This window comes from Alteromonas sp. AWQ4_252 (assembly GCF_056158205.1).
The window spans coordinates 1,724,180-1,750,418 of sequence record NZ_JBSWSV010000001.1; the positions used below are offsets into that span (position 1 = coordinate 1,724,180).

General features: G+C 46.7%; 19 protein-coding genes. 6 read left to right on the top strand and 13 right to left on the bottom strand.

What is annotated here, in order from left to right:
* Positions 1-40: 40 nt before the first annotated feature.
* The gene (locus ACXACM_RS07715) at positions 41-808 is read right to left on the bottom strand and encodes a class II aldolase/adducin family protein (RefSeq protein ID WP_474820876.1); all 768 of its coding nucleotides are present in this window, start codon (positions 806-808) and stop codon (positions 41-43) included.
* Between the two features lie 54 nt (positions 809-862).
* On the bottom strand, positions 863-1,291 hold the full coding sequence (locus tag ACXACM_RS07720; protein ID WP_474820878.1) for a hypothetical protein: 429 nt from the start codon (positions 1,289-1,291) through the stop codon (positions 863-865).
* Positions 1,292-1,621: 330 nt separating this feature from the next.
* Here ACXACM_RS07720 and ACXACM_RS07725 point away from each other — a divergent pair, with 330 nt between their 5' ends.
* Together ACXACM_RS07725 and ACXACM_RS07730 are read left to right on the top strand one after the other, a co-directional pair.
* On the top strand, positions 1,622-2,680 hold the full coding sequence (locus tag ACXACM_RS07725; RefSeq protein WP_474820879.1) for an efflux RND transporter periplasmic adaptor subunit: 1,059 nt from the start codon (positions 1,622-1,624) through the stop codon (positions 2,678-2,680).
* Positions 2,681-2,682: 2 nt separating this feature from the next.
* Positions 2,683-5,790 (top strand): efflux RND transporter permease subunit, encoded by a 3,108-nt coding sequence (locus tag ACXACM_RS07730; RefSeq protein ID WP_474820881.1) that lies wholly within the window; start codon positions 2,683-2,685, stop codon positions 5,788-5,790.
* Positions 5,791-5,887: 97 nt separating this feature from the next.
* On the opposite strand, the gene tmpT is transcribed toward ACXACM_RS07730, so the two are convergent.
* The gene (gene tmpT, locus ACXACM_RS07735) at positions 5,888-6,544 is read right to left on the bottom strand and encodes a thiopurine S-methyltransferase (RefSeq protein ID WP_474820882.1); all 657 of its coding nucleotides are present in this window, start codon (positions 6,542-6,544) and stop codon (positions 5,888-5,890) included.
* 304 nt (positions 6,545-6,848) lie between these two features.
* Here tmpT and ACXACM_RS07740 point away from each other — a divergent pair, with 304 nt between their 5' ends.
* Positions 6,849-7,781, top strand: coding sequence for a hypothetical protein (locus ACXACM_RS07740; RefSeq protein ID WP_474820883.1), 933 nt, complete (start codon positions 6,849-6,851; stop codon positions 7,779-7,781).
* Positions 7,782-7,836: 55 nt separating this feature from the next.
* Here ACXACM_RS07740 and ACXACM_RS07745 read toward each other — a convergent pair whose 3' ends face one another.
* The 8 genes from ACXACM_RS07745 to rpsU all read right to left on the bottom strand — a co-directional run bounded on the left by ACXACM_RS07745 (position 7,837) and on the right by rpsU (position 16,348).
* Positions 7,837-8,367: an NADPH-dependent FMN reductase gene (locus tag ACXACM_RS07745; RefSeq protein ID WP_474820885.1), complete on the bottom strand. Its 531-nt coding sequence runs from the start codon at positions 8,365-8,367 to the stop codon at positions 7,837-7,839.
* A 171-nt stretch (positions 8,368-8,538) separates the two neighbouring features.
* Complete coding sequence (gene dgcA / locus ACXACM_RS07750) at positions 8,539-9,525, bottom strand: N-acetyl-D-Glu racemase DgcA (RefSeq protein ID WP_474820886.1); 987 nt, start codon at positions 9,523-9,525, stop codon at positions 8,539-8,541.
* Complete coding sequence (gene dgcN / locus ACXACM_RS07755; protein WP_474820888.1) at positions 9,525-10,520, bottom strand: N-acetyltransferase DgcN; 996 nt, start codon at positions 10,518-10,520, stop codon at positions 9,525-9,527. The genes dgcA and dgcN overlap by 1 nt, the downstream gene beginning before the upstream one ends.
* 92 nt (positions 10,521-10,612) lie before the next feature.
* Positions 10,613-11,503 (bottom strand): LysR family transcriptional regulator, encoded by an 891-nt coding sequence (locus tag ACXACM_RS07760; protein WP_474820889.1) that lies wholly within the window; start codon positions 11,501-11,503, stop codon positions 10,613-10,615.
* Positions 11,504-11,609: 106 nt separating this feature from the next.
* On the bottom strand, positions 11,610-13,445 hold the full coding sequence (gene rpoD, locus ACXACM_RS07765) for an RNA polymerase sigma factor RpoD (RefSeq protein WP_474820890.1): 1,836 nt from the start codon (positions 13,443-13,445) through the stop codon (positions 11,610-11,612).
* Positions 13,446-13,735: 290 nt separating this feature from the next.
* Positions 13,736-15,511 (bottom strand): DNA primase, encoded by a 1,776-nt coding sequence (gene dnaG / locus ACXACM_RS07770; protein ID WP_474820892.1) that lies wholly within the window; start codon positions 15,509-15,511, stop codon positions 13,736-13,738.
* Positions 15,512-15,594: 83 nt separating this feature from the next.
* The gene (locus ACXACM_RS07775) at positions 15,595-16,041 is read right to left on the bottom strand and encodes a GatB/YqeY domain-containing protein (RefSeq protein WP_474820893.1); all 447 of its coding nucleotides are present in this window, start codon (positions 16,039-16,041) and stop codon (positions 15,595-15,597) included.
* A gap of 91 nt (positions 16,042-16,132) precedes the next feature.
* Positions 16,133-16,348: a 30S ribosomal protein S21 gene (rpsU, locus tag ACXACM_RS07780; protein ID WP_070123829.1), complete on the bottom strand. Its 216-nt coding sequence runs from the start codon at positions 16,346-16,348 to the stop codon at positions 16,133-16,135.
* A 235-nt stretch (positions 16,349-16,583) separates the two neighbouring features.
* Here rpsU and tsaD point away from each other — a divergent pair, with 235 nt between their 5' ends.
* On the top strand, positions 16,584-17,597 hold the full coding sequence (gene tsaD, locus ACXACM_RS07785; RefSeq protein ID WP_474820895.1) for a tRNA (adenosine(37)-N6)-threonylcarbamoyltransferase complex transferase subunit TsaD: 1,014 nt from the start codon (positions 16,584-16,586) through the stop codon (positions 17,595-17,597).
* A 151-nt stretch (positions 17,598-17,748) separates the two neighbouring features.
* Here tsaD and ACXACM_RS07790 read toward each other — a convergent pair whose 3' ends face one another.
* Entirely contained in the window at positions 17,749-19,701 is a 1,953-nt protein-coding gene (locus ACXACM_RS07790) for a S9 family peptidase (RefSeq protein WP_474820896.1), read from the bottom strand.
* A gap of 420 nt (positions 19,702-20,121) precedes the next feature.
* Here ACXACM_RS07790 and ACXACM_RS07795 point away from each other — a divergent pair, with 420 nt between their 5' ends.
* Positions 20,122-22,932 carry a bifunctional aconitate hydratase 2/2-methylisocitrate dehydratase gene (locus ACXACM_RS07795; protein ID WP_474820898.1) on the top strand — a complete coding sequence of 937 codons (2,811 nt, stop codon included), beginning with the start codon at positions 20,122-20,124 and terminating at the stop codon, positions 22,930-22,932.
* A 158-nt stretch (positions 22,933-23,090) separates the two neighbouring features.
* Complete coding sequence (locus tag ACXACM_RS07800) at positions 23,091-24,332, top strand: beta-propeller fold lactonase family protein (RefSeq protein ID WP_474820900.1); 1,242 nt, start codon at positions 23,091-23,093, stop codon at positions 24,330-24,332.
* 155 nt (positions 24,333-24,487) lie between these two features.
* On the opposite strand, the gene ACXACM_RS07805 is transcribed toward ACXACM_RS07800, so the two are convergent.
* Complete coding sequence (locus ACXACM_RS07805) at positions 24,488-26,230, bottom strand: hypothetical protein (protein ID WP_474820901.1); 1,743 nt, start codon at positions 26,228-26,230, stop codon at positions 24,488-24,490.
* Between the last annotated feature and the right edge of the window lie 9 nt (positions 26,231-26,239).

Consider the following 26,239-nt stretch of genomic DNA (forward strand, 5'->3'; position numbering starts at 1 on the left):
ACGGTTGAACGAGATATTGCGCTCGTTCGAAACCTGATACTTACTCGCAAAAAGTGGGGTCAAGCTTGTACGCTTTTCTCAGCATAGCAGGCCAGGCTTTCTGACCGCCTGTTTCCCCAGAGTGAACAATATTGGCCTGCTCATAGATACCGCGAACAATGGCATCTGGAATTTCAACAATCTCTTGACCTGATTGCATCAGTGCTAGTTGAATGTCACAGGCCCTTTCCAAATCGTAGAAGCGCATAAAAGCGTCTCCTACTGTTGGCCCGAGGGTAAGTCCTCCGTGGTTGGGCAACAACATATGGTTAGTGTTACCGAGATCGTCCTGCAGACGTTTACGCTCGTTGTCATCAACGGCAAGGCCTTCGTATCCGTGATAGCTCAACGATGATAAAGAAAACATTGAGTATTGGCTCCACGGTTTAAGGCCACCTTTTACTGATGCGATAGCAATAGTAGCCTTGGTGTGCAAGTGGATAACACATTTTGCGTCTTCCCTGACTTCGTGAATAGCACTGTGAATGGTAAATCCGGCGGGGTTGATAGAATAGGGTGAACCATCAAGAATATTACCCGATAAGTCTACTTTCACCAGGTTGGACGCCCGGACCTCTTCAAAAGTCAGGCCGAAAGCGTTGACAAGGTAATGGTCGGTACCAGGTACCTTCGCCGAAATATGGGTGTAAATCAGATCGCCCCAGCGCATATCGGCAACGAGGCGATAGCAGGCAGCTAGGTCGACCCGTGTCTGCCATTCCTCCTCAGAAACCTTACCTTTCAAACTGCTGTGGTTTAGTTCAAACATGGAAGTGATTCCTTACTCAATCTCATTTATACAAAGTAGCAGACGAGGTCGCGGTCAACAATCGCAGAAATCATCTGACTTATTCTTTTGTGCATTTGATTGTTGCCGTTTTATCAAGGCATCCCGCAGTGGGACTAAATGATCGCGGTTTTGCATGGCTTTAATAGTGAGATTAAACGGGTCGCGTTTTACCCAGGTAACATCGTTATTCGTCCAGCCAGGGGTTGAAAAAGGCTCGGTGATGTCAGCGAGTCCTGCCGCTTCACTGCAGCGATAAATAGTAAGCCCTTTTTTCGTGATTAGAAGCGCACTGCCCACTTCAACATTTATGCCGGTTGTATTCCAAATGTGTTGGTGGAGGGCGCATTGTGCATCTGGTTCGTGGGTTGTATTCAGAGAAGGTAGGGTCAACAGCGACTGCTGATCTTTCAAAAGTAGAACTGAATTGTCTGCTACCAACAGACAAGCAGCAGTGCCACTCACTTGCTGTGGCGGCTGTTGACTCCTGCATGTCGCAGGGGCGGGAGGCTCTGTGCAGCCAAAAAGCGGTAAAAGTAACAATACAACTGATAAGCGCGTCCTAAAACACTTAAGAGTAGGTAAAATAAAGCTCATACAATAAGAGGGCCGCTGCAATTTTAAAGTAACAGAATAAGCGCGGCAGTATAACAAGAAAAAACGAGTTGCGTACCGTACTTACATTATATTTCCAGCCCGAATATACATGGACTTTCCCGTAAGGATGCCCAGGCATTTGAAGGTGATTAAGAACGTTTATGCGCCAAGGCTGAGTTTGTTGATAGGAATCATTACATGTCTAAAAAAGCTATTCTCTCACCGCTTATTTTGGGTGCGCTTGTGTTGGGAGGTTTCCTGGTTTACATCAATTTACCCGAAACCACCGAAAAGCAAAGTGGGGCAAAGCGACCAACGCCGGTTAAAGTGACCACCGTCAATCTGCAAACTTTTCCAATCACCATAGAAGCGCTCGGTACAGCCAATGCTAATGAGTCTGTGACCATCACCGCGCAGCAAACAGAGCGGGTTACACGCGTGTTGTTTGACGATGGCGAAGAGGTGAAAGCGGGCCAGCGTCTCGTGCAACTCAACGATGCCGAAGAACTGGCCAGAATTGTAGAGCTGGAAGCGAATATCAGCGAAGCAAAGAGACAATTAGCACGGGTTGAAAACCTGGTGAAGACGAGGGCTGCGTCAGAGCAAATCGTAGATGAGCAACAAGCTCGGGTGAAAAGCTTGCAGGCACAGCGCGATGTGGCTAAAGCTCAGCTTGATAATTTACAGGTTAAAGCGCCCTTTGCTGGCGTGCTGGGCATACGTGAAATCAGTAATGGCTCTTTGGTTCAGCCCGGTGATGTGATTACAACCCTGGATGATATCAGTGTCATAAAAGTTGACTTTAGCGTGGCCGAAGGGCAACTGGCAAGTTTACTACCCGGCCAGCGTGTAGTTGCCCATTCTGTGGCCTATCCAGGGCGTTCATTCGAAGGTGCCATCAGTACTATCGATTCTCGCATAGATCCGGTGTCCCGGTCAGTGATGGTCAGGGCTATTATTGCCAACGACCACAAGCAGTTGCGCCCGGGTATGTTATTGCAAATTACTCTTGAAAAACGGGTCCTCGAAACCCTGGTTATTCCGGAAAAAGCCCTTGTGCCGGTTCAAGACAGGCAATATGTTTTTGTGGTCAATGATGACACGGTTGAGCAAAGAGAAGTGACTATCGGCGAGCGCAAGCCAGGTATTGTGCAAGTAGTCAGCGGCTTGTCTGAAGGTGAAGTCATCGTTACCGAAGGCACCTTGAGAGTACAGCAGGGCTCCGCGGTTCGTATTCTGAATCAGGGCGGACAGTAATTATGTGGCTATCTGATGTCTCAGTGAAAAGGCCGGTTTTTGCATCGGTAATAAACCTGTTGGTGGTGATCTTTGGCATTGTCGCAATTAGCATGTTGTCACTGCGAGAATACCCGGATATTGACCCGCCTATTGTTTCAATTAATACCAACTACGACGGCGCGTCAGCCAATATTGTTGAAACCCGAATCACTCAGCTGCTTGAAGACCGTATTAGTGGTATTGAAGGGATAAAAAATATCACCTCTACTAGCAGAAACGGCCGCTCTTCTATATCCATTGAGTTCAATCTTAGTCGCGATATTGATGCGGCATCCAATGATGTGAGAGAGCGGGTAAGCCGTGCTTTAAATAACTTGCCTGAGCAGGCAGATCCGCCGGAAGTGTCGAAAGAAAACTCCGACGAAGACGTTGTTGTATGGTTTAACTTGCGCAGTACAAACCTCAACTCCATGGAACTCACCGATTATGCCGAACGTTTTTTAGTAGACCGTTTGTCCATTGCTGACGGCGTGGCCAGGGTAAGGCTTGGGGGAGGGCGAACGTATGCAATGAAAGTATTTCTTGATCGCAATGCCATGGCTGCGCGGGGTATTACTGTCACTGATGTGGAATCGGTGATCCGCTCTGAAAATGTAGAGTTGCCCGCTGGAGAAGTTGAGTCAAACGATCGGGATTTTGAAGTCAGGGTAGCGCGTTCTTATCTGACGCCGGATGACTTTTCACAACTTACCGTGGGGGTGGGTTCTGATGGCTATCTTGTCCGACTAGGTGAAATAGCCAAAGTAGAGCTGGCCCCTGAAGATGACGAAAACGAGTTTCGCGGTGATGGCGTCAATATGATTGGTATGGGCGTTATCAAGCAGTCGAAAGCCAATACTCTTGAAGTTGTGCGTTCAGCAAAAGCGCAAATTGCCAATATCGAAAAGACCCTGCCTGACAATATATTCATTGTTCCAAGTTACGACTCATCAGTTTTCATAGAAGAATCCATAAACGAAGTTTACAACACGCTAATTATCGCCATGATCCTGGTAGTCGTGGTGATTTACCTCTTTCTTGGCAATGTAAGAGCGACTCTCATACCGGCAGTAACAGTACCAATTTCAATGATCGGCGCGTTTATCGTGATGTACATGCTTGGTTTTTCCATCAACCTACTGACATTGCTCGCCATGGTACTTGGCATCGGCCTGGTAGTAGATGATGCCATCGTTGTATTGGAAAATATTTATCGTAGGATTGAATTGGGAGAACCGCCGTTACTGGCTGCATACCGCGGAGCTAAGGAAGTCGGATTTGCGGTAATAGCGACTACGTTGGTGCTTATCTCCGTATTTGTCCCGCTGGTATTTCTGGAGGGAAATATCGGCAGGTTATTCACCGAGTTTGCCTTAGCTATGGCAGCAGCAGTGGCATTTTCCAGCTTTACGGCACTGTCGTTATCGCCAATGATGGCATCCAAATTACTGAAGAAAAAATCCCGTTCAAAAGGGCTGGGCAAATGGCTGGATAACCGCTTTAAACGCATTGAGAGCGGTTACTACAACAGCCTTGATAAAACTATTCATCAACCCTGGGTCATGACCTTGCTATTCATCATTGCACTGGTGCTTATTTGGCAGCTGTCAGCGAAAATCCCCAGCGAGTTTACACCTACCGAAGATCGTGGAAATTTCTTTATTCTGATGCAAGGGCAGGAAGGTTCGTCTTTTGAAAGCAATGCTGAAAACCTGAGTCAGATAGAAAGTATTCTTATGCCTTATCGCGAGGAAGGGGTTATTAACCGTCTGTTGGTAAGAACCCCAGGGTTTGGAACTAATGCCGGGGTGGCAATAGTCGGGGTTATTCCGTGGGAAGAGCGCGACTTTACCTCTTTTGAGTTAATGGATGAGATATCCAAGAAGCTTGAGGTCGTGCCGGACGTCAGAGCATTTGCCATTATGCGCAGTGGTATCAGCGGTGGAACTGGAAGGCCGGTTCAGTTTGTACTGCAAGGTGATACCTATGAAAACCTCGTGGCCTGGCGGGATATTGTTATGGAAAAGGCAGGTGAAAACCCTGGGCTTATTCGCCTGGACTCAGACTACAAGGACACGTCTCCACAGCTTCTGATCAACATTGACCGGGACAGGGCCGCAGATTTAGGCGTGTCTATTTCTGACATTGGCCGCACACTGGAAGTCATGCTGGGGCAGCGCAGAGTGTCGACTTATCTCGACAGAGGTGAAGAATACGATGTCATCATGGAGGGGATAGAAGCTGACTATCGCAGTCCGAGCAGTATCGACAACCTCTATGTTCGTTCACAGCGCACCGGCCAGCTTATTCCCATGGATAACTTGCTTACCGTGGAAGAACAAGCAACGTCGGCACTGCTCAATCGCTATAATCGGATGCGGGCTATTACCATAACAGCCAATCTCGCACCCGGATATACTGTAGGTGAGGCCTTGAGCTTTCTGGAAGAGATCGTCCGAACTGAGTTACCGGATCAGGTATCTATTGATTACAAAGGGGAGTCGCAGCTGTATCATGAAGCAGGGAACTCGTTTATTTTTGTATTTGCATTGGCCCTGGCAGTTACTTACTTAATTTTGGCTGCGCAATTTGAAAGCTGGATCCACCCTCTGGTGATCATGCTTACTGTTCCATTGGCGCTGGTAGGCGCATTTATTGGCTTGTATTTATCTGACATGACGGTAAACATTTATAGTCAAATAGGCCTTGTTATGCTGATTGGTTTAGCTGCGAAAAACGGGATCCTGATCGTAGAATTCGCCAACCAGTTGCGTGACGCTGGTATTGAATTTGAGGAAGCCCTACGACGCGCTGCTGCACAACGTCTTCGCCCTATTGTAATGACAGGGTTTACTACTGTGTTTAGTGCTTTACCACTAGTTCTGGCCAGCGGACCGGGCTCGGAAAGCCGTATGGTTATCGGAATGGTGATTTTCGCCGGCGTTATCGTGTCTGCTTTCATGACCCTTTACATTGTGCCTACAGCATACGCCGCACTCGCCCGCCACACAGGGTCACCCCAGGCACGAGAGAAAAAACTAGCAGAGCAAGACAGTGCAATTCCCTATCGCAAAGGTGAACTTGAGTAAAGTACGCACGAGTAAGAAACGGGCATTGCAAATGCCCGTTTTAGTTTATTGTTAGTGTTAAACCACCTCCTATGGAGTTGGATTTTTACTACAGGCACTAAGAACGAGGATTTAGCAGCCAGACACTCTCTGTTGCCGGTACTTTTCCCTTAACAGAAATAGAATTCGAGCACAGAGGGGCAATGGAATAGCTGGAAACATAATGTTGTTCTACTTCGCTATCAGGCACAGAGAATGGAGGGCCATTCAGCTTCGCCTGATCATAGTCAAAGGTGATCAATAATTGCGGTGCAGCGTTGGAAATTACCCGCAGATGCTCGGTGTAGCGATTTCGCATTTCAAAAGGCAGGGCCACCAGCGCAGCTCTGTCGTAAACTGCGTCAACGTTTCCTATCAATGACGCCGAAAGATGAAAAATGTCACCGCAGAAGATTGTGACACTATGGGTTTCATAACGAAGGAAGTTTTCTTCATGGCTGATTTTGGGCTCAGCGCCAAGCTGTTCAAATAGTTGCTCTACTGCCGTCTGACTGAGCTCAGCACCCACCACATTCAGGCCCTGGGCAATTAACCAGGATATATCAAGGGTTTTTCCACACAGTGGCACAAACACCGTCTGCTCTTCTTGTAGATTGAGATGATGAAAATTCCCTGTGAGTAACGGGTTAGCTTCAGGTTCATGGAAATGAGTATCGTTATTCTGCCACTTATTTAGCCAAAATTCGCGGTCCACTGGATAGCCTTTTCTTGTCATAAATCGCCACTTTAACCCAGGCCAGTCACAAAATCAGAATATTTGTAGTGCCTTAGTGATGTAAGTCAATTGTTAATTTAAAGGTTTTGGTGAAGATTCAAGTAATACTTTTTCATTGTCGAAGTGATTTACAACAAAGTGTGAACAATGAATACCCGCTTCAATAACCTAAAGATATACCGAAGGATTTCTACTTTGGCCTGAACTCTGCTTTGCACAAAGTGGAAAGCCTGGGTATGTACTGCCGTAATTGTACGAAGCTACTTCAAGGCGAAGTAATCTGTTTTTTAAAAGGATATTTAGCATGAAAAATTATTTATTAGGTGCAATTTTTGCAAGCGCTTTCATACCAGCAACTGTAACTGCTGCGCCTGTATCTGTGCTTTGGTGGGATTCAACCCCTGAATACGGCGGACAGGCTGCAAATGCGTTGCGCGAGGAAATGTCTGATTACCTTACAAACTATAATGGCGGCGGATTCTTTGACTCGACTTATATGGGTAGTGAGGTTGCCGGGACCTTGGCAGCAGAATTAAACACTAACATGTATGATGTTATTGTTTTCGATGCAACCAGCAGTTCTTCGAAATTCAATGCCGACGATTTAGCGGCAGTGCAGGCTCACTATGCCACTAAATCAAACTTAATGCTTGATGGCACCCTCTATATTAGAAACATCACATATAGTACTGAAACTGATTTCCCCGGACCAAACTCGGCAATGGGCGGGCTGTTAGTAAACCAGATTAATCAGCTAGCTACCCGCGGTGGCGGTATGATGATCGGTACTGACCACGATTGTTGTCAAGTTGATGCCAATGAGGTATTGAATGCAGTAGTACCAGGGGCATCGTTCTCAGGTGTTACTTATCCGTCAACTGACGGCGTGTTTTATGGCAACGATCTACTCAACGATGAAGTGGCCGTTGCTGCTGCAGATATTTTGGATCACTGGAGTTCTGTCCCTTCTGAAGCAATTGCGCCAACCGGCATGTATACCGACTTTTTGAACAACAGTATAGAGTTGTTCAGTCAGGTTGATGTGGCGGATCAGCCTGGTGGCGGCCCTCGATTTTCCTACATTTCCACCAGTTGGATGCCAGGCGACGGTACCACTAACATTGATGACGGCACACCGGGTGGAAATGCTGGTGTAAATGTACCCGCACCAGGGTCATTTGTCTTAATGTTGATGGGCTTAGCAGCTGTATTTGCCGGTAGAAGATATTCGCGGTAATTTTAGCTCATTTTTTAGTGTGTAGAGGGCAGTAGTAACTGCCCTTTTTTTATAGCTATTCGGCTGTTAACGCTGCAGCTGCTTGTTTAAGCTGTAGAGCAACGTCTTCATTTTTCACTGAGTTTGTTTCTAAATCGAAAACATCATAGAAACTAGCTACAGATACCGATGCCTTTATATTTCCGCCAAAGAAACCCGCCGATTGGGTCGCCGCGCCCAACACTGATTTCGCTCCGCCTGGTCCTGGTGAGGTGGCCAGATATACCGCCGGTTTTTCGGCATATACTTTTCGTTCGATGCGAGTGGCCCAATCAAACAAATTTTTATAGGCGGCGGGGTAATGCCCATTGTGTTCAGCAAAAGAGATCACTAATGCATCTGCAGAAGCAATATCTGCGAGAAATTGTTTTGCGCCTTCAGGCTGGCCAACTTCCTTTTCCATTTGCTCACTGAAAAGTGGAACAGAATAGTCATTTAAATCTAAAACGCGAACATCCGCGTTTTCAACCAGTTGGGCTACGTAAGTGGCTAGCGCTCTATTGATAGAGGTTTGACTGGTGCTGGCACCAAAAGCAACAATTTTCATAATTCATCCTGTAAACACGGTTTTAGTAAATCGATGTATATAAGATACTCCATCTCAAATCTATTAATAAGCGACATAATTCTCATGAATCGTTCTACTTTTTAGAATTGTTATAAAGTCTGGGATTGGCGGAAGCTACTTAGCAGCGTTTTCCGACGGGAATGATAGGGGCTATTGCCCCCATAAAAATTGCTCAGGTCTGGACATATTACCGTTTTCAAATACAAAGCCGTTTGGTCTGTCATTCGCGATGAGCAAAGGGCCATCCAGATCGACAAAATCAGCACCGTCGCAAAGCAAATAGGCTGGGGCCATCGCAAGAGAGGTGCCCACCATACAGCCAACCATAATAGAGAAATCCATAGCTTTTGCGTGCTTGTATAAGGTAACGGCTTCAGTCAGCCCGCCTGTTTTGTCTAGTTTAATGTTAATAGCCTGGTAGCGTTTACGCAGGGTTTCTAGATTGTCGCTGGTATGACATGACTCGTCAGCACACAAGGGTACGGGGCAGTGATAGTCTTCTAGTGCGGCATCGTCGTCTGCCGGAACTGGTTGTTCAATAAGCACAACATTGCAAGACTTTAGTTCGTCAGCGACTGCTTTTAACACATCTACTGACCAACCTTCGTTGGCATCAACAATAAGCTGGCTTTGCGGGCTTGCCTGATGAATAGCCTGAATTTTTTCGACGACGGAATCAGGATCGAGCTTCACCTTGATGAGTGGCGCGCCTTTCAACTTTGTCGCTGATGCACGCATATTTTCAACAGTGTCTACACTAATGGTTTGTGCTGTAAAGCATTGTTGTGCGATAGAAAGCGAAAGCAATGTGGAGACTGGTTGTCCGGACACTTTTGCGGCTAAATCCCAAAAGGCGCAATCCAAAGCATTTCTCGCTGAACCCGCAGGAAGTAACTCAGGCAACTTTTTGTGATCAGTAACGTCATTGAGTACAGGAATAACAGCTTCAATTTGTGCTGTAACGCTGTCGAGAGTTTCTCCATAGCGGTTGTAGGGCACAGACTCTCCCCAACCTGTGTGCGTACCGTTAGAAATGCTTACTTTAATTACATCGGCAGCGGTTTTAGCTCCTCGAGAAATTCTAAATACCTGTGCCAGAGGAAAACTTTCTTGTTCAACCGAAACAGAGAGTGCCATTACAATTGCTCCACAATGCTATCAACGCCGAACCTTACGGGGTCAGTACAAGGCAGCCCAAATTCAGCACTGGTTTTCGCACAATATTGCCGCGCCTCGTCCTCTGAAACACTGGATGTATTCACCGCTATGCCCACAACTTTCACATTTGGGTTGGTCAGACTGGCGGCTTTGGTTGTCATGGCAATCACATCTTCCAGCGTAGGCTGGGGATAGTGCGGTAACCCTCGCATGTGAGTACGATTGAGTGCGTGACAAATCACCAGTGCATCAGGCTGAGAACCGTGTAATAAGCCAAGGCTAACACCAGCAAATGCCGGATGAGACAAAGACCCCTGGCCTTCAATAATATCCCAGTGGTCGTCGTCATTGTCGGGGCTAAGAGTTTCAACAGCACCGGAAATAAAGTCTGCAACAACGCAGTCGATAGCAACGCCTTCACCAGCTACTAAAATGCCACTTTGACCCGTTGCTCTGAACGTTGCTTTCTTGCCTGTAGCATTCAAGGCATTGGCCAGAGAAAGGGACGTATACATTTTACCCACGGAACAGTCGGTCCCAACTGTTAGCAGGCGCTTTCCTGTTCGTTTAAACCCTTTACCCGTGTTAAATCGTGTTGTCGGGTGGCGGATGTCAGTAAGTGTTTTTCCGTGCTTTTCTGCTGCTGTAACGACTTCGGCGATGTCAGTGAGTTTGTCGTGTAACCCGCTGACAACATGCATACCCGCCTCAATTGCTTCGATAATGGTGGGGATCCACGCGCTATCAATAATACCGCCGCTGTTGGCAAAACCCAGAACCAACGTATTTGCCCCAGCTGATGCACCTTCCTGAATACTCATTGAAGGGCAACCCGTAGACACGGTGCAGCCTGGAAGTTTGTATTCACCAACACAAGCCTGCGGATTCCAATCTGCAACGCTTTTCGCCATTTTTATACTCAATGGGTCGGTGGCATCACCAATAAACAGCAAATACGGTGGAGTTAAAACCATGTGATTTCCTAACAATTCAAAATAGTTATCCATCTTAAAAAGTTAGGCGGTCAATGATAATTAGCTTCCTTTGGGCGACCTATAACGTAAGGTTATTCCTCACCGGAAGTAATGACACTTGTGAGTGTATCGAGAAAACTATCGCACACTTTAGCGAGGGAACGACTGCTTAATGAGAGCGCCTTAACGTCGAATCGCAGTTGGGGTTCAAAGCGGGCTATGCCGGTTTTTTCCGTTTTGTTCCCTTCTGCCGTCAGGCGATCTACAAGACAGCAACCAAGGCCTGCATCTACCATGCGAGCGGCAATGTAGTATGTATCTACTTGAATATGCGTTTTTATATTCAGACCTGACTGTTCAATATGACGCCAGGCCATTTCCCCTAACGGGCCACTTTCCCAAATACCGATAATATCCTGGTTTTGCAAATCCTGCAGGCTCATCACCTCCGGAGCTTGGTCGAATACATGCTTGGGGTACATGACAACCATTTCCTGGCTCGAAAGCGTTCGCTCAGTAACACCTGGAAGGCTGGGGGAGGAGTACAAAATTGCAGCATCGCACTTGTGCTCGAGCAGTGATTGTAACGCTTCGGTGTTGTGAACTGTTTTGATGTTAATCGCCACATCCGGATGATTTTGATTGAATATTTGCATCGCTTTGGGCAACACATCAAAACCCAGCGCAGGTGTTACGGCAATGTTTATCATGCCACTTTTTCCTCGCTGAATGTTCTGGGCCAACTGCTTCACTGTATTGAGTTGCTGATAAATCTTGTTTATCTCTGGAAACATCATTTCAGCTTCTGCTGTTGGCGAAAGTTTGCCTTTGTTGCGGTGGAACAGGTCGAAACCCAACTGCTGTTCGGCATGTGCCAATACTTTTGACACCGAAGGTTGAGAAACGTAGAGCATATTCGCGGCGCCAGTAATGGAGCCTGTGGTGTAAATTGCGTGGAAAACTTCGATATGGCGAAGGCGCATAAACATTCCCTGAGATTTAAATAGCCTCAGTACGGTAAAACAAATCAGGGGTATGCCGCAAATGAAAAAGCCACCTTGCGGTGGCTTTTGCGATAGTTACACGGAATTACTCGTCTAAGAAGCTGCGAAGTTGCTCTGAGCGACTTGGATGGCGAAGCTTGCGAAGTGCTTTGGCCTCAATCTGACGAATACGTTCTCGGGTAACGTCAAACTGCTTGCCCACTTCTTCCAGAGTATGGTCGGTATTCATGTCGATACCGAAACGCATACGCAGTACTTTCGCTTCACGGGCCGTCAGTCCCGCTAATACTTCCTGGGTGGCATCTTTCAAACTGCCGCCTGTGGCTGAATCGAGGGGCTGGATAATCGTGCTGTCCTCGATAAAGTCACCCAAATGCGAATCTTCATCATCACCAATAGGTGTTTCCATAGAGATAGGCTCTTTGGCTATCTTGAGTACCTTGCGGATCTTGTCTTCTGGCATAGCCATGCGTTCTGACAATTCTTCCGGCGTAGGTTCTCGACCCATTTCCTGAAGCATCTGGCGAGAGATACGGTTCAGTTTATTAATGGTTTCGATCATGTGAACAGGGATACGAATAGTACGCGCCTGGTCAGCGATTGAACGGGTGATCGCCTGACGAATCCACCATGTCGCATAGGTTGAAAACTTATAGCCACGGCGGTATTCGAATTTGTCTACCGCTTTCATCAAGCCAATGTTGCCTTCCTGGATTAAGTCGAGGAACTGCAAGCCACGGTTGGTGTATTTCTTCGCGATAGAGATAACCAAACGAAGGTTGGCCTCAACCATTTCTTTCTTCGCTCGGCGAGCTTTCGCTTCACCAATAGACATGCGGCGGTTGATGTCTTTAATATCTGCGATAACCAGGCCGGTTTCCTGCTCTACCTGATTCATTTTTGAAACCGAACGCTCAATGTCTTCCTTGTAGTTGTTCAACATACCCGTATAAGGAGCACCTGAGCTAAGCGTTGCTTCAAGCCAATCGGTGGTGGTTTCGTTACCCGCGAATGCCTTGATAAAATCTTTCTTAGGCATTTTCGCGTTAACCACACAATATTTCATCACAAGGCGTTCCTGAATACGCACCTTGTCCATCATGTCACGCATGTTCTTGACCATGCGATCAAATTGCTTAGGCACCAGGCGGAACTCTTTGAACACTTCACTCAGTATGGCGATTTGTTCGCGGGATTTCTTGTCAGAACGACCGTTTGATTCAATAACTTCACGGGTTTTCAGATATTGTTCACGAAGTTTAGAAAACTTCTCGCGAGCCAATTCTGGGTCTACGCCAGTATCTTCTTCATCCTCATCGTCATCGTCTTCATCATCATCGTCATCGTCGTCGAGCTCTTCAGCCGGAAGTTCAGAACCGATGTGGGTAGCCGTGGGAGCTAAATCTTGTTCTTCGTTTGGATCGACAAACCCAGAGATAATATCACCTAAGCGAATTTCTTCGGCTTCGTATAAATCCCACTGTTCGAGCAAATACGTAATCGCTTCAGGATATTCAGCAACGGAGCACTGAACCTGGTTAATACCGTCTTCAATACGCTTGGCAATTTCAATTTCGCCTTCACGGGTAAGTAGTTCAACAGTACCCATTTCGCGCATGTACATTCTGACCGGATCTGTCGTTCGGCCAATTTCACTCTCTACAGTCGCCAGTGCCTGAGCAGCTGCTTCAGCAGCGTCTTCATCGGCAGTGGTTTCCTGCATCAGCAATTCGTCAGAATCTGGTGCTGATTCAGAAACGGTGATGCCCATGTCGTTGATCATGCGAATGATGTCTTCGATCTGATCAGAATCGACAATATCTTGCGGCAGGTGGTCATTTACTTCTGCAAAGGTTAAGTAACCCTGCTCTTTACCTTTTGCAATCAGGAGTTTAATCTGAGACTGCTTGCTTTGCGCCATATAACCTACACTTCTCACATTTAATTATTAAGCAAAAAAGCACGTCAAAAGCGGCCTACACCGTCTTGCACATGCTTGCTGTTCGTTTTGTTACCGCACCTGTCAGAACACTGGCTGCTGTTCTTCCTTAGCCATGACAATACACCTAACGTTGCGCCTCAAGGGCTATTCGGGTTCGCAAAAAACCAACGTGTGTATTGATAAAGCTGCCTGCAGCGAATTAACCAGTATAACAGATAGACAACATTTTTGACCAGATGTTCAGCGTGTTTTTTCTACAAACGCCAAATTTATGACTTCTGACGTTCCTTCATCAGCAGTGTTAATTCCGTTTTTTCCTGTTGCGAGAGCGGCTGAACCCGAGAGCGAGAAATGAGAGTTTCAATTCGGCTATCGAAATGCCAGTCCAGTAACCTTGCGAAACTGTCGCAATACACTGTGTCTGCGTCGTCTTCTCTTATCAGGTGTTCCTGTAACAGTAACTTCGCAATGACAGCAGAATGGGGATGGTCACGGAAGTTTTCAAGTACCTGTGCCGTTGTTGCCTTTGGCTGCTGCTGACAATACTGGTGAATATCGATTAGTACATGGATTCCTGGTACGCCACTGCTGGCCAGGACACTGGGCGCACAAGACGGATGTTTGTTCGCCAAGGCGGGGTTGTCCAGCAACAGACGCACCATGGTACGGACGGGGGAAATCTGGGTTTTCTGCTGGCTCTTCCCGGTATACGCAGGCCGCTGGCTAGACTGTTTCGCTTGTTGTATATCCTGTTGAAGACGAAAACGGTCGTATTCCCCCACATGCTTCGCCAGCTCTTCTTGCAGCATGGCCCGTTGATTATCTCCGAGTACCTGGTCGATTAAAGGCTGCGCAGCTGCTTTCAATGCCATCTTGCCTTCTGGGGTACCAACCTCCTGATTTTTTAACAGGGATTCAAAAAAGAACCTCGATAGAGGCAATGCCTCATCAGTAAGATTGAGAAATGCATCCGTGCCAATTTTGCGAACCATTGTGTCTGGATCTTCCCCGTCGGGCAAAAAGAGAAATGTGAGTTTTACCCCGTCTTTCAATGCCGGTAATGCGTTTTCCAAAGCACGCCACGCCGCTTCTCGTCCGGCTCTGTCACCGTCGTAGCAGCAAACAATGTGTGATGTGCTGCGCATTAGCATGCTTAAGTGCTCTGGTGTTGTAGCCGTGCCCAATGCCGCAGTGGCAATATTAATGTCGAACTGGCTCAGTGCGACGACATCCATATAGCCTTCTACAATAATGACTTTATCTAAGTGCCGTTGGCTCTGCTTAGCCTGATAAAAACCAAATAGCTCATAGCCTTTGTGGAAAATCCGGGTTTCCGGTGAATTCAGATATTTAGGGCCGCCTTCGTCGAGAACGCGACCACCAAAACCAACCACACGACCCCGTTTGTCTCTGATAGGAAACATGATGCGATCGCGGAAAAAGTCATAGGTTTTGCCGCGATCATTTTGATTCACCAGTTTCAACTCGATAAGTTGTTTTATTCGCTGACTGTCCTTGCCGAATGTCTTGAGTAGACCGTCCCATTCATCCGGTGCGTAGCCAATTTCCCAGCGTTTAACAATATCGCCCGATAACCCACGGTTTTTAAGATAATCGATGGCTTTAGTACTGTTGGCATGCTGTCGCAATTGCTGCTGAAAAAAACGTGCAGCGCTTTCCATTAGTGCATAGTCGTCTTGCTGTTGCTGCCGTTTTTCTTCTGACATGGCAGGGCGATTGCCTTGCTCCCGGGGAACCTCCAAGCCGTGTAATCGGGCTAAATCTTCCACCGCTTCAACAAAGTCCAGGCGATCAAATTCCATGATAAAAGAAATTGCATTGCCATGGGCGCCACAGCCAAAACAGTGATAAAACTGCTTGTCCTGACTTACGGTGAACGAAGGGGTTTTTTCATTATGAAACGGGCAACAGGCCTGATAATTTTTGCCGGCCTTCTTTAATTTGACACGGCTATCGACAACATCGACAACGTCGGTGCGGGCAAGGAGATCATCGATAAAGTCGCGGGGAATTCTTCCAGACATGTCACTTGGAACTCATGAGAAACAGAAGGTACTGTATCAGGGAGAGCAGATGGCGCAACAAGAATTGCTGCGCCACACGAAACTTATGCGTTTAGCTTAGCTTTGATTTTCCCGCTCAGTGCGCCCATATCGGTACGCCCTTGCACTTTGGGTTTCAAATAACCCATGACTTTACCCATATCCTGCATACCTGCTGCACCGGTTGCGGTCATGGCTTCGTCGATTAACGCAGACACTTCATCGTCGGTTAACGGTTGTGGCAAAAATGATTCGAGCACTGTGATTTCATCGCGTTCTGTTGTCGCGAGATCATCTCGTCCAGCTTGGTCGTATTGTGCTGCGGCATCAAGACGTTGCTTTACCATTTTAGTTAAAATGGCCAGCACTGCTGTGTCGTCTAATGTAGTTTGCTCATCAATTTCTTTTTGTTTGATGGCTGCCAGAGCCATGCGAATGGTGCCAAGCTTCAGTTTTTCCTTAGCGCGCATTGCATCTTTTTGTGCGTTTTTTAATTCGTCAATCAATGCCATGATTTATTCTCTAATTTGATGAAAACAAGTTTCCGTAGGCCTGAGACAACAAAGGTGCCATAAGGCACCTTTGCTAAAAGCCAACACTATCTTAGTAGAGTTTTACGCGACGAGCGTTTTCGCGAGCCAGCTTTTTCATGTGGCGCTTTTTCGCAGCCGCTTTTTTACGCTTACGTTCCCAAGTAGGCTTTTCGAAGAACTCACGACGACGAACTTCTGACAATACACCTGCTTTTTCACAAGAGCGTTTAAAACGACGAAGAGCGACATCAAACGGCTCGTTTTCTCTGACTTTAACGATAGGCATTAAATTCTCACCTCAAAAATTTACTAATTAGCCGGGCGTGAATAGTGTGCGATAAATCGACACCCGGGTTAAAAATGGTGCGAAATTCTATTCTTTTCTGAGTCAGTTGTAAAGCGGATGCTGGCAATAAATTAAACAATATTCTTTAAAAGTGGACTTTAGGCCACGATCGCCCATTTTCAGAGGGGCTATTTAGAGGTAAACTTGCCGCCGCAATCAGCTAGTGGGGTAATCTATGCGAATTTTGGGTATTGAGACATCTTGTGATGAAACTGGCGTCGCAGTTTATGACGACGCGCAGGGACTATTGTCTCACGAACTTTATAGCCAGGTAAAGTTGCACGCTGATTACGGTGGTGTGGTGCCCGAGCTTGCCTCCAGAGATCACGTACGAAAAATTATCCCCCTCGTTCAAAAAGCCCTCGCTGATGCTAACACTAATAGCAGCGAACTTGGCGGCGTAGCCTTTACTCAGGGGCCGGGTCTCGTCGGAGCGTTATTGGTAGGGTCTTCCGTGGGCCGGGCGTTGTCTTACGCATGGAACATTCCCGCAGTAGGCGTTCATCATATGGAAGGGCATTTGTTGGCTCCCATGTTGGAAGCCAATGCGCCAGCATTTCCTTTCATAGCGCTGTTGGTATCGGGGGGGCACTCGATGCTGGTTAATGTACAGGGCATTGGACAATACGAAGTGTTGGGCGAATCTATTGACGATGCCGCGGGTGAAGCGTTTGATAAAACGGCCAAGTTACTCGGACTTGATTATCCTGGCGGACCACTTCTGGCTAAGTTGGCAGAAAAAGGAGAGGGCGGACATTATAAATTCCCTCGTCCGATGACGGACAGGCCAGGCCTTGACTTTAGTTTTAGCGGGTTAAAAACCTTTGCCGCCAATACCATTCGTGATGCTGATGGCAGTGAGCAAACCAAAGCCAATATAGCTTATGCTTTTCAGGAGGCGGTGGTGGATACTCTGATCATCAAATGCCGACGTGCGCTCAAGCAAACAGGGCAAAAACGACTGGTTATTGCTGGAGGCGTTAGTGCAAATACATATTTGCGGGCATCAATGGACACGATGATGACAGACATGAAAGGCGAAGTGTTTTATCCAAGCCTGGCGTTTTGTACAGACAACGGTGCTATGATTGCTTACGCTGGCATGCAAAGGCTTAAGGCTGGCCACACTTGCGATTTGTCCGCTGCCGCTAAACCCCGATGGTCTCTGGAGTCGCTACCAGCGGTGTAGGGAGACAATCATATCCTTACCGGTTTTCAACTTGTTCTATTCTAAAATGCAGGGCGGTTAACCTGTCTGGCTCTACGTATCTGTAAAAAAAGCCGTTAAGGCCCAGCAAGAGATGACTTACTGGGTCTAAAGCAACGCCCCTAAGGAAAGTTTATTCCTGGTGTTCAGTTGTCTCGCCTTTGAGGTATTTGTCAAGGAAAGCCAGATAAGCATTAGATGCCGCAATCCGGTTGGCTTTTTTGGTAAACCCGTGCCCTTCGTCGTCAAACAAAACATACTCAACGGGAACGCCATTTTCTTTGACCGCAGCAACCAATTCATCACTTTCCACCTGGAGTACACGTGGGTCGTTTGCGCCCTGAATAACCATTAGTGGCTTGGTGATATTACTGGCGTGAAAGAGCGGGGAAATGGCGCGATGTCTTGCTTCATCGGTAGCAGGGTCACCCATTTCATCGTACAGCGCTTTTTTAAAACTTTCCCACCAGGGCGGAATAGAATTTAGTGTTCTCACCCAGTTGGTTACGCCGAATATATTGATACCTACTTCGAATTCGTCCGGCTCGAAGGCAAGGGCGGCCGCAGTCATAAAACCCCCGTAACTACCGCCAATGATGCCAATTTTGTCATCATCAACCCAATCAAGGGTTTGTAGATATTTCTTACCATATACGATGTCCTGCAAATCTTCAGTGCCATGCTTTTTATCATCGAGGTGGAAAAAAGTTTTGCCGTAACCAGAGCTACCGCGGTTGTTGACGGCGAAAATAGCGTAGCCATGATTAACAAGGTGTTGCTGCATGGCGCTATAGCCAGTACGACTTTGTCCACCAGGACCACCGTGAACCCATACTAAAGCCGGTACTTTGTTCTCTGCAGAGGCGGTTTTCGGTTTGTACAACACGCCTGGTATGGTAAGCCCATCAAAACTTTTAAAGCGCTCTATTGTGCTTTCAACGAGATCGTTCGGGTTAATGTCGTCACTAAGTGTGTCGGTAAGTCGCTTTGCCTCGGCGTTGCCAACTTCCCATACATAAAGGTTACTTGGCGAAGTGTCGGCATTCAGGTAGAACGCCATTTGACTGTCGTCATCAGAAAATCGAACACCTCGTAAACTGCCTGCCGGAAGGGGTGGCATGAGTACTTCTTTTCCAGAGTCGGTATCCAGTATGGTTACTTTTGTACTGGCATCAGCATTTACGCCGCTAACCCGGTAACGACCAGAGTGTGAAAAATAGACAAAATTCACATCCCACTCGTCTTCAATAGCCAAGCTATGCTCTTCGGTTTCTATGTTGTATTTCCACACCTGACCGAACTCGCCTTTCGCGTCCGTGGAGTAGTACAGGTATTGATTGTCTTTGGAAAACGTTTCCGGTGAGTATTGAGCGGGCTCATCATGAGCAGTAATAAGTTGTGGCTTTAAGGTCTTTAAGCGGGTATCTAAAATATAGGTATTACTGTCGCGGTTAGTGTTACTTTTAAATAAAGCAATATAACGACCATTGGGACTGATTGAACTGACATCCAGTCCCATTGTATTTTGATAGACAGGTGTGATCTCGTAAGTTTCACTATCTACCTTGTATAAATCCATGAATTTGGGGTCGCGCTGGTTGGTAGTCATGTAGAATGCACTACCGTCCTCATTAAAGCCGCTGAAGCTAGCGCGGGTTTCTTCTCCCGGCGTTAACTCTTTAACGGTCCCGTCAACTTCTCGAACGTACAAATGGTATCGCTCATTACCACCAGCATCTTTAGTAAATAATACCCGCTCATCATTGGGGAAATAGCGAACAGGGTAGGTGGTATCTTCAAATTCTGTTAGTTGTTTTTTCTCGCTGGTGGCGATATCTAACTCGTACAGACTTAATATGCCGGTTTCATCAGAACTGACGAGTATTTTTTTGCCGTCCGGTGAAAAACTGCTGCCCATGATAGAGGTTGTGTCAAAGAAAGTTTCTGCGCTGTAGGTTGTCACTACTTCTTCTGTTTTTGATTCAGATTGTGTGTCTGGCGCTGTAGTATTTTGCGGTTGACTGCATCCGCTAAGTGCAAAGGCTATTGCAAAGCCGATAGCGCCTATTGGCATTTTAGGTATCATGAAGTTATTCCCTGTTGTCGTTAAGTGTTAGCGTGGCCCAGCAAGAAGGCAAACGCCAGCTTCCGGTAGAATATAGATTAGGATACGTAAGCGTCGTGCATGGGGACTGAAGTTCCATAAGTGTATGGTGTTATCAGGCCGATATTTATAGAAGCTCAAAATCGCTTAAGATGCAAGTTGGATAAATTATCCACAAGAAATATATTCAAAATATGAAATCGTGATAAAGGTGTGTATTGCGCCTTATACACAGGTGAAAACAACCGTTTTCTCCTCTTTTATTGCGATTTTTTTGTTCTCTTTTTCTTCAGTTATTACGCAAGGCGATAAAATCGGTTAAACTATTGGCCATTTCCAAGTGCGTATCGCTAAGACCAACTTAACTCTACGCTCACGTAAATCTAAGACCGAGAGAACCCTATGAGTTTGTATTCAGAATATTTGGCAGAGATCGAGACCCGTAAAACGGAACTTGGTCTTCACCCTAAGCCTATTGACAGTGCAGAATTGCTGTCTGAAATCATCGCTCAGATCAAAGACACCACCAACGAGCATCGCGAAGATTCTCTGAAATTCTTTATTTACAACACGCTGCCAGGCACCACTCCTGCTGCGGGCGTGAAAGCTACTTTTTTGAAAGAAATTGTACTTGGCGAAGAAAAAGTAGAAGAAATTACACCTGAGTTTGCCCTTGAGTTGCTTTCGCACATGAAAGGTGGCCCATCTGTTGAAGTACTCATTGACCTGGCCCTTTCTGATGATGAAGCAGTAGCTAAGCCAGCGGCGGAAGTATTAAAAACCCAAGTTTATCTGTATGAAGCTGACACTGAGCGTCTTGAAGCAGCATATAAAGCGGGTAATGCTATCGCTAAGGACGTGCTGGAAAGCTATGCAAAAGCAGAATTCTTTACCGAGCTTCCTGACGTTCCAGAGAAAATTGAAGTAGTGACCTATATCGCTGCTGAAGGTGATATCTCAACTGACCTTCTTTCACCAGGTAACCAAGCGCACTCTCGTGCAGACCGTGAGCTTCACGGCCAGTGCATGATTTCTCCTGAAGCGCAGCAAGAAATTGTTGAGCTAGGTAAAAAGCACCCTAACGCAAAAGTGATGCTTATTGCTGAAAAAGGCACAATGGGTGTAGGTTCTTCACGTATGTCTGGTGTGAACAACGTTGCACTTTGGGCTGGTGAGCCTACAAGCCCTTACATTCCTTTTGTAAACAAAGCGCCAATTGTTGCTGGTACTAACGGCATCGCACCCATCTTCCTGACTACTGTAGACGTAACTGGTGGTATTGGTCTTGACCTTAAAAACTGGGTTAAGAAAACAGACGAAAACGGCGAAGTGGTTCGTGATGAAAACGGCGACCCAGTGCTTGAAGAAGCGTACTCTGTAGCAACTGGTACTGTGCTGACTATCGATACCAAAGCGAAGAAGCTTTACAACGGTTCAGAAGAACTGGCTGACGTATCTGCCTCATTTACTCCTCAGAAAATGGAGTTTATGAAAGCGGGTGGTTCTTATGCAGTTGTATTTGGTAAGCAACTTCAAACGTTTGCGGCTGAAACGCTGGGCGTTGAAGTTCCTGCGGTATACGCGGCGTCTAAAGAAGTATCACACGAAGGCCAAGGCCTTACTGCTGTAGAAAAAATCTTTAACCGCAATGCGGTAGGCGTAAACTCAGATGCACCCCTTCACGCGGGTTCTGATGTTCGCGTTAAAGTAAATATTGTAGGTTCTCAGGACACCACCGGCCCAATGACCTGCCAAGAGCTAGAGTCAATGGCGGCTTCGACCATATCTCCAATTGTTGACGGTGCATACCAGTCTGGTTGTCACACGGCGTCAGTATGGGACAAGAAAGCACAGGCTAACATTCCTAAGCTGATGTCATTCATGAACAACTTTGGTGTGATCACAGCCCGTGACCCTAAAGGCGTTTATCACGCAATGACTGACGTTATTCACAAAGTGCTTAACGATATCACGGTAGACGACCGCGCCATCATTATTGGTGGTGACTCTCACACCCGTATGTCTAAAGGTGTCGCGTTCGGTGCCGACTCAGGTACGGTTGCACTGGCACTTGCCACCGGTGAAGCGGCAATGCCAATTCCAGAGTCTGTGAAAGTGACCTTTAAAGGTAGCATGAAAGAGCACATGGACTTCCGTGATGTAGTACACGCTACTCAAGCGCAAATGCTTAAGCAGTTCTCTGGCGAGAACGTGTTCCAAGGTCGCGTAATTGAAGTACAAATCGGTACTCTACTTGCTGACCAAGCGTTTACGTTCACCGATTGGTCTGCAGAAATGAAAGCGAAAGCGTCAATCTGTATCTCTGACAATGAGACCATGGTTGCGTCACTTGAACTTGCGAAAAGCCGTATCCAAATCATGATCAACAAGGGCATGGATAACGAAGCGAACATGCTTCAGGGCCTTATTGACCTTGCTGATAAGCGTATTGCTGAAATCAAGTCTGGCGAAGTACCAGCCCTTGCACCAGATGACAACGCTAAATACTACGCAGAAGTGGTTATCGACCTGGATCAAATCGATGAGCCAATGATCGCTGACCCAGACGTAAATAACGAAGACGTATCTAAGCGTTATACTCACGATGTTATCCGTCCGGTTTCTTACTACGATGGTAAACCAGTAGATCTTGGTTTCGTAGGTTCTTGTATGGTGCACAAAGGCGACATGCAAATCATCGCGCAAATGCTGCGTAACCTGGAGAAGCTTAACGGCTCTGTAGAGTTCAAAGCGCCACTTGTTGTTGCACCACCTACATATAACATTGTTGACGAGCTAAAAGCAGAAGGCGATTGGGAAGTACTTGCGAAATACGCAGGCTTTGAATTCGACGATGATAAGCCTAAAGAAGCAGCGCGCACAAAGTACGAGAATATTCTCTACCTAGAGCGTCCTGGATGTAACCTGTGTATGGGTAACCAGGAAAAAGCTGAGCCGGGCGATACCGTAATTGCTACGTCTACACGTCTTTTCCAAGGCCGTGTTGTAGCTGACTCTGCTGAGAAGAAAGGTGAATCACTACTGGGCTCTACGCCGCTAGTAGTACTTTCAACGGTTCTTGGTCGCTTCCCGACGACCGAAGAGTACAAGCAAGCCGTTGCAGGCATCGACCTGACTAAGTTTGCTCCACCTTCAGAAGATTTGGCAGTAGCACCTAAGTTTGAGCCTAGTGTTGCGGTTAAAAACATCTAAATCAGCGCCTCAGGACCTGATCTAGCGAAAGCCCCACATGTTGGGGCTTTTTTATTTCTGTTCAGCCTGAATTTTGGCGCATAGAACGTATTGCGTTGCATTTCGATGATTTTTTGCTCAGATTAATTGTTCTTTTAAGACAATCTGTGGGCTTTACAATGATAACTACGTACATAGCGAAAACGGCATTATTCGCAAGCGCTATATTATCCGCGCAATTGGCTTATGCAGACAATACCGGACAAAAAAAGACAAATTATGACCATGACGCCCGTCCACTGGTTGATATCGCGACTTACCCTGTTGCGGGAAAATCCATGCCTCGTTTTAAAGTGGATGCCGGGTGGCCGAGACTACCGGAAACCTGGATTTTAGGGCAGGTGCCGGGTTTGTCCGTTGATCAGTACGATCACGTGTGGATCCTTCAGCGCCCGAATTCGCTGGGCAGAACCGAAACTGGTCTGGCGGCGACCCCACCTACAGCAATTTGTTGTGAGCCTGCTCCCCATGTCATTCGATTCACTCCGGCAGGTATAGTAGACAAAGCCTGGGGAGGAGAGTCACAAGCGCCTTCAATCAATGGCGTTAACCAATGGCCAGCGAACGTTCACGGCTTATATGTCGATGATAACGATGGTGTCTGGATTGCTGGAAATGGCAAAGGAGATCATATCTCAGCAAGTTTTACCTTTGACGGCGAGTTCATTAAGTCAGCTGGCACGCGAGGTGAAACAAACGGCAACATGGACCGCAATACCTTAGGGAATCCTGCCGACATGTACCTTGATGTCGAGCACAACGAACTTGTGGTTGCAGATGGTTATATTAATGCCCGTATAGCCAGTTTTGATGTGTCTTCGTCAAACGTGGTTGCAACACAATTACTTGGCGCTTACGGTAAGCCTCCTCTGGGGCCAACACGAGACGGTGACTTTGATCAGTCACAGGCTACCAAACCGCAAAAGCAGGGTATAGATGTGGAAAACCCATTGTTTGGGAACATCGTTCATTGTATCAACCAGGATCGTGATGGATTCATTTATGTGTGTGACAGACGGAACAACCGGCTACAAATATTTAAGCGAAGCGAGAATGGCGATATTACCTTCGTGAAAAACTTTGCCGTCAGGCCTGAAACAGGCGGGCTCGGTACGGCCACAGACGTAGCGTTTTCTCCAGACGGAAAGTACTTGTATGTAGCCGATATGATGAACGGTCGAATTTGGATTTATGACCGAAAATCTCACGAATTGTTAGGCTCAATTGGCAAGAATGGTCGCTATCCGGGACAGTTTATCTGGTTGCACAGTATCGATACTGACAGCAGAGGTAATTTATACACCACTGAAGTAAACACTGGGAGACGAGTGCAAAAACTGGTCTTTCAAGGCGTTGAGTGATGTAGGGCGTTTACTGATCAAACTCTCCTCCCATTCTGAGATGCCACATATCACCGGAACCGTATTGTCTTTGGAAAAAGAAAGAGGAGAACTGGGCAGCATTGTCGTCCGCGGACTTCCTTTAGCAGGAGTCCGCGGTTATGAAATAAAGACCATTATTTTACCGGCTTTACATCCGCCGGAAAGGAATAAATTTGCTGCATACCCTCTTGAGTCGCCAGGTATAAGGTAACGTTGTCTGACGTCAATTCGTATTGATATTCCCTTGATGTCAGTTTTTTCTCAGTAAAAATTCGCTGCTTATACGCTTCCGCTTTTTCGGGAATGAGGGAAATAGTCATATACGAGGCGAAACGTTTTTGATTGGTTTCAGCCCTGTTGATGAGCGACTCTGCGGCATCTGCATCCATGGGGAAAAAAGCGCCGGTTGCGCCTCGCGACGATAACATGGTTTTAGGGCCGATATGCATAGTCTCGAACACAGGATATTTCTCTTTAAAAGCGCGGCCGTAGTCACTGGATGAGGCCGTAGTTATGTCGCCATAGGGGTAAAAGCCGTAGTCGTTGAAAAGCTGGACCAAAAAACCATTATGGTCAAAGCTGTATGGTGACAAACGCGACCAATTTAAGACGGCCACTTGGGTAATTCTGGATAAAGGTTCTGCATATTGGACAAGTTCGGGTATCACTTCGTCTAAAAAAGTGGTGAGTAACCGGCGTTGTTCAAAGGGGTTGCCAGTAAATTGGCTACAGCGAGACATGGAAAACTGTGTGCTGTTCATGTCGTATTGTGGACAAACATACTTCTGTATATGTTCCGGTTTCGCAGAGCTTAAAAAGGCCTTCATCACGGTGTTAAGCATCCAGTCTGCACGCCTTTTAGCAAGCGCTACGTCGTAACTGGGAACGCCGCCGTTTGGTCCCTGAGGCTGAGTTTTATACCACTTGATGATTTCGCTTTTATCAAGAAATCCGGCGATGTCCAGAAAATCTCTTAACGCGCGATAGCGGGACTGCCAATTCTCCTCGTTAGAAGGGCTGTATTTTGGCTGATATGACGGCGCTTTTTTACTGCCAGTGGACAGCAGTCCATTGCTGACGAGTACTGGTAAGCCGTCATACATCGGTAGATGAAAATGGGTGTAATTCGCGTGTTTTAATGAGAAAGCGTGGTCGGCAATAACGTACTGTTCAACTTTCGCGACACGGGGTGTTGTAGGAGATTTCTTTGGGGGACGAGGAACGGTTGGTTCCGGTTTACTTAGAGCAATATCTTGTTTTACAGGCTGTTGCTGTTTCGGAGCGGGTGGGGTTACATCAAATCGCTTAGCGTTATCATCAATAAATTTAGTCTCACGCAGTGCTAATTTCGCGCCCCCTTGTGGTTTAAACAACGTGTTTACATCTTCGCCATTTTCAAAGTGAAGACTGCTGCCAAGTAGTTTGGGTTTTATGGCATAAAAATCAATTGAGGTTAACCCTAAGCTGCGACAGTACGTCAGGTGTTTCTCTCGTTTTATTTTTCCTTTTTTAGTGACCTGATAAAACGGCGACAGGGATACCGAAAATGATGCTTCACTGTTGTCTGGCAATGCTGACACTATTTCAAATGCACAGGTTTTTCCCTTCGATACAAGCATAACGGAACCGAATTTTCCTTGTTTTCCATAGGGAGGGTTATGAGGCGTTGGCGGAACCTTAAGGGAAGTAAAATTAATGATGTAGTTTTGTTTCGCATTGTCATTCATCTTGAAACGACTAACCCAGAATCCGCGGATCCCCTTTGAAAATACGCCGTCGTCTCCTGGGTTTTTATCCTGTCCGCTGGCATAGGGAAGCCATGCAATACTCAACAGCACTGCGACTAGTACAAAACTACGATGGGATATTCGATACATGCTCGTTCT